5 protein-coding genes are annotated in these 6,521 nt (G+C 61.0%); all 5 read left to right on the top strand.

Translation table 11 applies throughout. The features are described 5' to 3' along the window. Positions 1–852 (top strand): 3-hydroxyacyl-CoA dehydrogenase family protein (locus JNL55_RS31820; RefSeq protein WP_293864132.1); only part of this gene is annotated, 852 nt, incomplete at its 5' end. After that, positions 849–2,636, top strand: coding sequence for a serine hydrolase domain-containing protein (locus JNL55_RS31825; RefSeq protein WP_293864135.1), 1,788 nt, complete (start codon positions 849–851; stop codon positions 2,634–2,636). The genes JNL55_RS31820 and JNL55_RS31825, both read left to right, overlap by 4 nt. Before the next feature lie 20 nt (positions 2,637–2,656). Further along, on the top strand, positions 2,657–3,655 hold the full coding sequence (locus JNL55_RS31830; protein WP_293864138.1) for a dipeptidase: 999 nt from the start codon (positions 2,657–2,659) through the stop codon (positions 3,653–3,655). A gap of 13 nt (positions 3,656–3,668) precedes the next feature. Further along, the gene (locus JNL55_RS31835) at positions 3,669–5,057 is read left to right on the top strand and encodes an APC family permease (RefSeq protein ID WP_293864140.1); all 1,389 of its coding nucleotides are present in this window, start codon (positions 3,669–3,671) and stop codon (positions 5,055–5,057) included. A gap of 130 nt (positions 5,058–5,187) precedes the next feature. Then, positions 5,188–6,210, top strand: coding sequence for a lytic murein transglycosylase B (gene mltB, locus JNL55_RS31840; RefSeq protein ID WP_293864142.1), 1,023 nt, complete (start codon positions 5,188–5,190; stop codon positions 6,208–6,210). Positions 6,211–6,521 lie beyond the last annotated feature (311 nt).

The raw sequence follows: 6,521 nt of genomic DNA on the forward strand, positions 1-6,521 counted from the left end.
GCCATCATCGGCGCCGGCGTCATGGGCACCAAAGTCGCATGGGCTTGTGCGCGCGCCGGTATGCCGACGCGTCTTTTCGACGTTGAGTCGGGAAAGGCGACTGAGTCCGTGGAACTGGCGGCTTCGTGGTCCGTTGGCGCCGAGGCCGAAAAGGTGCAGCTGAACCTGCGGGCCGCAGCTTCCCTGGAAGACGCAGTCACAGACGCTCAGCTGGCGTTCGAGAATGTTCCCGAGCGCTTGGCATTGAAGTGTGAAGTGGCAGCCTCGGTGGCGAAGCTGCTCTCGCCGCAGGCTTACATGGGCTCGAACGCGTCGGTGTTGCCGTGTTCGCCCATTGCCGAAGCGTCGGGTCGGCCGGAACGATTCTTCAATATGAATTTCTCCGATCCGCGGCACTTTCGCTTGGTAGAGCTGATGACAGCGCCGCAGGCTGAGCCGGCCACTGTGGGGTTTGCTCTCGCGTGGGCACGTCACATCGGCATGATTCCGCTGCAGTTGGGCAAAGAGAACATCGGCTATTCGATGAATCGCTTGTGGCGGGTCGTCAAGAAAGAAGTGTTGCGCCAGATCGCCGAAGGCATCTCCACGCCTCACAACATTGACCGTGCTTGGATGCTGGCTTTCGGGGTCTCGCAAGGACCGTGCGGGCTGATGGACGAGATCGGGCTGCATTCCATCCGCCGCGTCGAGCAGCAGTACTTCGAGCTGACCGGTGACCCGAGCGATGCGCCACCGATGTTCTTGTCGCAAATGATCGAAGCGGGGCGGCTCGGAGAAGGGACCGGCAGCGGCTTTTATGAATATCCCGATCCGGCGTATCGACGCCGCGGTTGGTTGGAGGAACAAGCGTGACAAAGTATTCGATGTTGGCGGCTGGATTATTGGCGCTGGTGGCCCTTCCGTTGCAGGCCGCGCAGGCGCCGTGGAACGTTGCAGTCGATCCGAAACTGTCGGCGGCGGTCGATGCCATTTATTCCTACTACGACGCGCCACATTCGCCTGGTGCCATCGTGGCGATTCTTCGCAAGGGCGAAGTGGTTCATTTGCGCGGCTATGGATATGCGAATCGCGAGTTCGACGCACCCTGGACGCCCGAGACGCTGTACACGTTCTTCTCGACGACCAAATCCATGACCTGCTTGGCGCTGCTGCGCCTTGCCGAACAGGGGCGGCTGTCGCTGGACGATGAAATACAACGCTATCTCACCGACTTTCCACAGTTCGACCGCCGCATCACATTGCGACATCTGATGAATCACACGTCCGGGCTGTGGCAGGACGAAACTCTGCTGCACCTGGCGGGAACGGGCGCTGCGTATCAGCCGCTGACTTTGGATGAGCTGTACGAACTCAACCGTAAACAACGCTCGTTGCCGTATGCGCCGGGCAGCAACTGGTACTACAACGATGCGGGAACGCGACTGGCAGCACGCATCATCGAGAAGGTGACCGGGCAGAGTTTCGACGCGGCGATGCGCGCTCTGGTGTTTGCTCCAGCGAACATGAAGACCGCCAGGACCAAGTCGTACGAACCGCAGTTCTACCCCAATCAAGCGTCCAGCTATCTGATGAATCAATCGCCGGCGCCGAATCTGGCTACCGACTCGCTGCGCATCGGCGGCATCATCGTAGAGACCAGCGGCGATGGCGCCGGCATGGGCACGATTCAAGATTACATCGCCTACGCACGCTATCTCACCACGCCGCAAGCCAACGGCAAGCGCTGGATCGAGCAATTGACCGTGAGTTCGCCGGCCAATGATTGGTACACGCCGGCCTATCGTTACGGCTTCATCGACGAGAAACATCGCGGGGTGCGCATCGTTCATCACGGTGGCTTCTACGGCAAGCGCATCGCGTACCTGCCCGAGCTGGACATCTGGGTGCTCCAGATGCGCAATGCTCTCGACTATGGCGTGTCTTCCGATCCGCAACGGATGTTGCAGACGGTGGACGCTGCGTTGAGTGCCGTCGACGACGGCTTCTATTTATCTGCTCGCAATCCTGCGCGCGATGCTGTCATGAACGTGCCGGTCGACCAGAAATGGAAAGCCGATGAGCTGCAACGACTCTCGGGTACGTTTGTCGAGCCTCAGAGCGGCTTTGTGTTGCGCTTGAATTCCAAGGCCGGCGACGGCGTGCGGCAGATTCAGTATCGCTTCCATGATTCGGAAGGGTTGCTGGCGCGTCGTGGCAAGGCTGGAGATTTCATGAGCTATGGCGGGCGTATCGCCAACGCGGTCCGTGTCGTTGAGACATCGGCTGGCTTGAGTTTGCAGTACGCGGACTGGCCGCAACCGCGACCGGTGCAGAAAGTGGTCGAAGGGCGTGCGTTCACTGCCGCCGAGACGGATTCATTGCTGGGCTGGTATCGCAACGATGAACTCGGCGTTCATTACCACGTCGTCCGCGCAGCGGAGGGTTTGCAGTTGCAGATCAACGGCGGCAACCGCAGCGGCGAGCGTTTCAACATGCGCTCGGTGACACCCGACGTGTTCGAAGCAGTGCCGGAAACGGCTGCGTCTTACTTGGATTTGAAGATGACGGTGAAGATCGAACCCGCGGGCCTGCGGCTGACCACCGTCGACATCAAAGACCTGCGGCTGCGCAAGCTGCCGGTCGACTCTGTGCATTGAGCTTTTCCTGGAGCACGCCGATGACCGCGACCATTGCTAACAACGCCCAGGCGCTCTACAAAAGCGCTGTCGTGTGGGACATGATTTGGCCCTGGGACCCGCCGCAGGGGAACACTTGGGACCGACTGCAAGACTTCGAGGCAGCGGGTCACACCATCGTGGGAGTGACGCTCGCCGGTGACAATCACACGGCCGGCGAAGCGCTGAAGCTATTGTCTGCGGCGCGTAGCAAGATTCTGGCGCAGCCGGAACGTTTTGTGCTGATCGAGACTGTCGACGATGTGTTGCGGGCCAAGGCGTCCGGCCGGCTGGGCTTGGAATTGCACTTCGAAGGCACCAATTGTCTGGATCGCGATCTGACCCTGATCGAAACGTTCTATAAGCTGGGCATTCGCCATACGCTGCTGGCATTCAATCTCGGCAATAGCGTAGCCGGTGGCTGTTTCGAGCGCGATGACGGCGGCTTGACCAAGTTTGGCGTCAAGGTGGTCCAGGAGATGGAGCGCGTCGGCATGTTGCTCGATCTGAGCCACGTCGGTGAGCGCTCGTCGCTCGAGGCGATGGACGCGATCACCAAGCCAGTAGTGTTCAGTCATTCCAATGCACGAGCACTGCGCGATACCACGCGAAATGTTTCTGATCGGCAGGCGAAGGAGTGTGCGCGCCTCGGCGGGCTCATCGGCATCTCGGGGTCGAGCGAATACTTGGGCGATCCACAGTGCAGCTCGCAGACCATGCTCAAACACATCCGGCACTTCGCCGAAGTGGTCGGCCCGGAGCACATCGGCATCGGCTTCGACGTGGTGTTCGACCATGTGAATCTGACGCGCTGGGCGCGTGGTCGCCCGGAAGAGTGGCCGATGACGCTGGATCCGCAGTGGCCCGGCTTCACCTACGCGATGCCCAATCAGTTGCTGGAACTGACCGAACACTTGCTCAAAGACGGCTTCACCGAATCTCAGGTACGCGGCATCCTCGGCGAGAACTACATTCGCATCTGCCGCGAAGTGTGGCGCTGAAGGCTACACAAACATGTCACAGGCACTACGCGGCAAGATCGGTCGTCTGCAGTTTCTTGCACTCGGCTTCGGCACCGTCGTCGGCTCTGCGTGGGTGGCCATTCTGGGAGAATGGCTAGTCGCGGCCGGTCCGGGCGGAACAGTGCTCGGTCTTCTCGCCGGCGGACTGTCGGTGGCACTGATTGGCCTGTGCTACGCAGAGTTGACGACTCGCGTCCCAGAGACGGGCGGCGAGTTCATCTACGCCTTACGAATCTTCGGCCCGCGCGCCGCGTTCGCCGTGGCGTGGATGACTTTGCTGATGCTGGTGGCAATCATGATCTTCGAGGGAATCGCGCTCGCGTGGTTTGTCTCGCGGCTGTTGCCTTCGATGGGTCAAATGTCGCTGTATCGGATCTTCGGTGAAGCGGTGACTTGGCAAGGGGCTGCGATTGGTGTGTTTGGAGCCATCGCGGTCGCGTGGCTCAATTGGCGTGGCGGCACCTTCTCCGCGCGAGTGCATTCAGTGTTGACGCTGATCTTTTTGGTCGGGGCGCTGTCGTTGATGGCGGCATTCTTCGCGTTCGGGTCCTTCTCGAACCTGCAGCCGGCGTGGGAGCGCGTGGCCGATGATCGCTGGTGGCGGGGCGCGCTATGGATCTTTGCGCTCTCAGCGATCTTGCTCAATGGATTTCAAGCCATTCCACAGGCAGTGGAAGAGCGCAGCTCGAGCGTCTCGTTGCGCACGGTGGCAGGCACCATCGTTGCGTCGATTCTATGTGCCGCCTTGTTCTACGTGCTGATCTTATTGAGCGCCGCGTCCATGATGCCGTGGCATGAGCTGGCCCAGGCGGATCTCGCGGTCGTGGCGGCTGCCGCTCGTCTGCCCGGCGGCGGTGTGTGGGTCGATGTGGTGCTGATCATTGCCATCGTGTCGCTGTTCAAAACTTGGAACGGCGTCACATTCATGGCCGCTCGGCTGACGCTGGCAGCGGCGCGCCATGGTCTGTTGCCGGCGCCGCTCGCTCGATTGCACGCTCGACACGGCTCGCCGATGGTGGCGGTGCTGGTGCTGGCACTCATCAACATTCTGGGATTGTCGCTGGGGCGAGGGGCCATCGTGCCGCTGCTCAATGCGGCGTCCATGGGAATGACCGCGATCCTGGTCGCGGTCACCTTCGGCTTGCTCCGAGCCCGACAGCAAGGCGAGCCGGCGGCGTATCAAGTTCCCGGCGGCCAATGGACGATTCGAGCGGCGCTGGTGTTGGGCTCGGCGATGGCCGTGGTCGCGTTCGTCGACCCCTGGTTTGCCGCCAAGGGTTCGCTGCCGTTGGAATGGCAACTGCTGATCGGTTGGCTCGCGTTGGGCGCGCTGGTGTGGGTGCGTATGGCTCAGCCACGTGTGGCATCGCTCCCGGTGTGAGCATGATCCACAGCCGGCGTCGACCCGGGTTTGTGAGAAACATCACTTAACTGAGCTGTCACCCAGATTATGTTTCTGCGTCTGCTGCCGATGCAGTGACAACGTATCGCTCTTTGGGTGGGCTGCTGGAATGGTTGTAAAAAGTTTGCGGTTCGCCGCCCTGACTCTGCTGGCCGGGGCGCTGTGCAGCCCGGCAGCGAATGCCGAGTACCTGGCCCGTCCCGAAGTCCGCGAGTTCATCGAAGCCATGCAGGCGGAACACGGCATGGACGTCGCCGAACTCGAACGCGTGCTGGGCGAGGCGCGCTATCAGCCGGTGGTGTCGCGGTTGATCGGGCCGGAGCGGCCCAAGCCGGTGACGCCGCCGGTGCGTTCCTACCCCAAGTACCGGGCCAAGTTTCTGACCAAGTCGCGCATTGCGGCTGGCACTCAATTCTGGGATTTGCATGAAGCGGACCTGCGTCGCGCGCAGGCCGAGTTCGGGGTGCCGCCCGAAGTGGTGCTTGGCATTCTGGGCGTGGAGACCGCGTTCGGCCAGAACACCGGCTCGTTCCGAGTGGTCGATTCGTTGGCCACGATTGCGTTCGACGGGCCGCGTCGCCAGGAATACTTCCGCGACGAGCTCAAGGAATTGTTGTTGCTGTCGCGAGAGCTGAGCATCGACCCGCTGAAGATCAAAGGTTCGTATGCCGGCGCGATGGGCTTGCCGCAGTTCATGCCCTCGAGCTACCGCAAGTATGCGGTAGATTTCGACCAGGATGGCAGCATCGACTTGGTTGGCAGCAGCTCCGACGCCATCGGCAGCATCGGCAGCTATCTCAAAGCATTCGGCTGGGTGGATGGCGAGGCCGCGCTGGTGCCGGTACGTTTGCCTGCAGGCAGCGAAGCCGAACTGGTGTCTGGCCTGGAGCGCACACATGAAGTCGCAGCGTTGCAGGAGAAGGGCGTGCGCTTCTCAATCAAGAAGCTACCCGAGGGCGCCTGCTCGGTCGTCGAGTTGCCCACGCCGGGCAAGCCCTCGAAGTATGTGGCTGGCTTCAGCAACTTCGATGCGATCACTCGCTACAACCGCTCGACGTTCTACGCCACCGCGGTGTTGGATCTGGCCACCGCCATTCACGACGCTCGCACTCAGATCACCGCCAGCCGCTGATCGACGGGCGCGTCGGGATCGATCCAACACGTGCATGTTTTGGTGTTGGGAGTGAGCCAACTAATTTCCTGGTCAGGCGCGCGTTCGCGCGCCGCGACAATTTTCCAGCTTTGCGATTTTCATAGTTCCGTCAGTCACTTATAAAAAAGTTTCGGGTCGTTGGCACAGCTGGCATGCCGCCTGCAATTTCCTCGACCAAGCGCGAAGTGAAGCGTTTTCGAAACCACCTCAACCACTGACGGAGTTACTGAAATGACCACCCTGAACCTCAACGACCTCAACATCTCCCAGGCCCTGGATCGCAAGTCGAT

Origin of the sequence: Steroidobacter sp., from assembly GCF_016790065.1 — a bacterium.
GTDB lineage: Bacteria > Pseudomonadota > Gammaproteobacteria > Steroidobacterales > Steroidobacteraceae > Steroidobacter.

Coding starts and splice junctions, on each gene's coding strand:
- JNL55_RS31830 (WP_293864138.1), top strand. CDS start 2,657: ATGACCGCGACCATTGCTAACAACGCCCAGGCGCTCTACAAAAGCGCT.
- JNL55_RS31835 (WP_293864140.1), top strand. CDS start 3,669: ATGTCACAGGCACTACGCGGCAAGATCGGTCGTCTGCAGTTTCTTGCA.
- mltB (WP_293864142.1), top strand. CDS start 5,188: ATGGTTGTAAAAAGTTTGCGGTTCGCCGCCCTGACTCTGCTGGCCGGG.